At 62.6% G+C, this 2,971-nt stretch carries 2 protein-coding genes and 1 tRNA gene; all 3 read right to left on the bottom strand.

Annotated elements, in window-relative coordinates; translation table 11 throughout:
• Positions 1 to 216 precede the first annotated feature (216 nt).
• The 3 genes from B597_RS30880 to B597_RS30890 all read right to left on the bottom strand — a co-directional run bounded on the left by B597_RS30880 (position 217) and on the right by B597_RS30890 (position 2,623).
• Positions 217 to 678: an REP-associated tyrosine transposase gene (locus B597_RS30880; RefSeq protein ID WP_024161824.1), complete on the bottom strand. Its 462-nt coding sequence runs from the start codon at positions 676 to 678 to the stop codon at positions 217 to 219.
• A 336-nt stretch (positions 679 to 1,014) separates the two neighbouring features.
• Entirely contained in the window at positions 1,015 to 2,442 is a 1,428-nt protein-coding gene (locus B597_RS30885; protein ID WP_003292708.1) for an MBL fold metallo-hydrolase, read from the bottom strand.
• A 106-nt stretch (positions 2,443 to 2,548) separates the two neighbouring features.
• A tRNA-Thr gene (locus tag B597_RS30890) sits at positions 2,549 to 2,623 on the bottom strand.
• Between the last annotated feature and the right edge of the window lie 348 nt (positions 2,624 to 2,971).

The following is a 2,971-nucleotide window of genomic DNA, read 5'->3' on the forward strand; positions in this document are numbered from 1 at the left end:
AGCGCCCCCTTTNGCGGCCATGGGCCGCTCCTACGGAGCCAATGCCACGCCTCGGATCTTCCCCCGTAGGAGCGGGCCACGCCCGCGAACCCATTCACAACCACCGAGCCAGCCCCCTTTCGCGGCCATGGGCCGCTCCTACGGAGCCAATGCCATACCTCGGATCTTCCACCCCCACGTAGGAGCGGGCCATGCCCGCGAACCGATCCTGCTCAATCAAAGCCAGGCCGCGTCCCACAATGGATAATCACCGACACGCTGCACAAGACCGGCACGCAGGGGGTTGGCAACGACATAACGCGCCATTGCCAGCAGGTCTTCATCATGCCGAACCGCATGGTCGTGGTAGCCCGCTTGCCAGAGTGGCGGGGACAAGCAGGCCGTCTGATTGACCAGCCTTCCGCTCTGTGATTTCACGTCCCGCATCAGTTCACCCAAGGCGCCATCAGTCAGGCGGAACAACCAATGCAGGTGCTCCGGCATGATGACCCAGGCGAGGGATTCAACTCGACGCTGCTGCTCGGCTTGTCGCATGGTATTTACCAGTAGCCGACCCAACTGCCAGTCGCGGAATACCGGACGCCGGGCCTGCACTACCGTGGTCACCAGATATATCCGCCCCTGCTCCGAAACTCGCCCAATCCTAAGGGCACGTCCTCGTGCAACGCCCTCTCGCATCGCCAGCCTCCTTGGCAAGACCGATTACCCATGGCCCCGAATCTTCCACCCCGTAGGAGCGGGCCACGCCCGCGAACCGACTCACAACCACCGAGCCAGCCCCCTTTCGCGGCCATGGGCCGCTCCTACGGAGCCAATGCCGCGCCTCGGATCTTTCACCTACCCCGTAGGAGCGGGCCATGCCCGCGAACCCATTCACAACCACCGAGCCAGCCCCCTTTCGCGACCATGGGCCGCTCCTACGGAGCCAATGCCGCGCCTCGGATCTTTCACCTACCCCGTAGGAGCGGGCCACGCCCGCGAAAACTCAGGTCGCTACGAAGCACTCGGCATACATCAGGGAATCCGGATATCGGCCTTGAGCCCCTTACGTCGATATTCGCCTTCCAGCACACGACACAGTTGCGCCTTGGCACCCGCTTCGCCATGTATCAGGCGGATCTCGCCAGGCCATTCGCGCATGCCGGTGATGAAGCGCACCAGGCCGCGCTGATCGGCATGGGCCGAATAACCACCCAAGGTATATATCCCGGCACGAATCTCGAACCGCTGGCCGTCGAGCTCAACATAACCACCGCCGGGGCCGAACCGCTGGATGTCCGCACCCGCGGTCCCACGCGCCTGATAGCCAACGAAGACGACGTTATGCCGTGCATCACCGAGCATCGCTTTCAGGTAGTCGATGATGCGCCCGCCACTGCACATTCCGCCCCCGGCGATGACCACGGCTGGTCGTCCGGTTTGTGCCAGATGGTTGACCGTGCGCTGGTGATCGGCATGGCTGTCTATGGTGATCAACTGCTCGAATGCAAGCGGCCGACGGCCTGCGCGAAGGCGCTTTTTCGCCTCGCCGTCCCAGAACGACTGGAGCTGGCGATAGGCTTCAGTGAAACGACTGGCCAGAGGTGAATCAAGGATTATCGGCAACGACGGCCAGACGTCCTGAGCAGAGGCGGATGCCGGCCGAGAGCCCCTGGTACGGTGATGGATGATGTCTTCGAGCTCATAAAGCAGCTCCTGGGTCCGGCCAATGCTGAATGCCGGAATCAGTACCGTGCCACTATCGGCCAGCGCCTGCTCGATCACAGCCTGCAAGCGTTGCCGGCGATCACGCCGACTCTGGTGCGTGCGATCGCCGTATGTGCTTTCCAGTACAACGATATCCGCACGGCAGGCAGGCCGTGGCGCCGGCAGTAATGGCGCATGCGGAGCGCCCAGATCACCGGAAAAAACGATGCGCTTTCGCTCTCCGCTCTGCGGATATCGAACGTCCACCTCGATATAGGCCGAACCAATGATATGGCCTGCACGCTGCAAGCGAATTCTGGCATTCAGCGTCGGACTGTCGGCGAGGGCGAACCATGTCTTGTATGGCAGCGCGATGATGCGCTGCTCTACGGCGTCGAGATAACGCTCCACCCTGCGCTGGTCGCGGCTTATGCCGAGTCGGAAGGCATCCTCGAGCACGATGGGCAACAGTTTCGCGGAGGGCTCGCTGCAGAGAATCGGCCCCTTGAAACCCGCCGCCAGCAGATAGGGGATGCGCCCTACGTGATCGATATGCACATGCGTGACGATCAACGCACGGATGCCGGCCAGTTCGAAATCGATGTCCAGGCGATCCGCCCCGGCTCTTCCCTCAGCCGACGACTCGGCGCCCTGGAACAGCCCGCAGTCGATCAGCACGCTTTGCGCCGAGTCCATGCACAGCTGATGACAAGAGCCGGTCACGCCATCGCGGGCACCGTGATGAATGATTTCCATGGAAAGCCGTCCCTAGCGTTCATGATGAAGCTCAGGACCATAGCTAAAAGGAAGAGGGTCACGCAGCTAGCCGGATCACAGTTCGGCTGGCTGCGTACCGAGAAGCTGGAGCCCATGGGCGGACTTGAACCGCCGACCTCTCCCTTACCAAGGGAGTGCTCTACCGCTGAGCTACATGGGCTTTAAGAGCGTGCAATTCTATGCACACCCTTTCGATAAATCCAGATTAAAATCAGGCATTTACGCTGGCTTTGCAGGCCTTTTTTCGCGGCCAGGGGCCGCTCCTACGGAGCCGTGCCTCGAATCCGCCACCTGCCCCGTAGGAGCGGGCCACGCCCGCGAACCAACTCACAGCCACCGAGCCAGGCCCTTTTCGCGGCCAGGGGCCGCTCCTACGGAGCCGTGCCTCGAATCCGCCACCTGCCCCGTAGGAGCGGGCCGCGCCCGCGAACCGATTCACAACCACCAAGCCAGGCCCTTTCGCGGCCAGGGGCCGCTCCTACGGAGCCGTGCCTCGAATCCGCCACCT

The organism is Stutzerimonas stutzeri KOS6 (assembly GCF_000307775.2).
GTDB lineage: Bacteria > Pseudomonadota > Gammaproteobacteria > Pseudomonadales > Pseudomonadaceae > Stutzerimonas > Stutzerimonas stutzeri_B.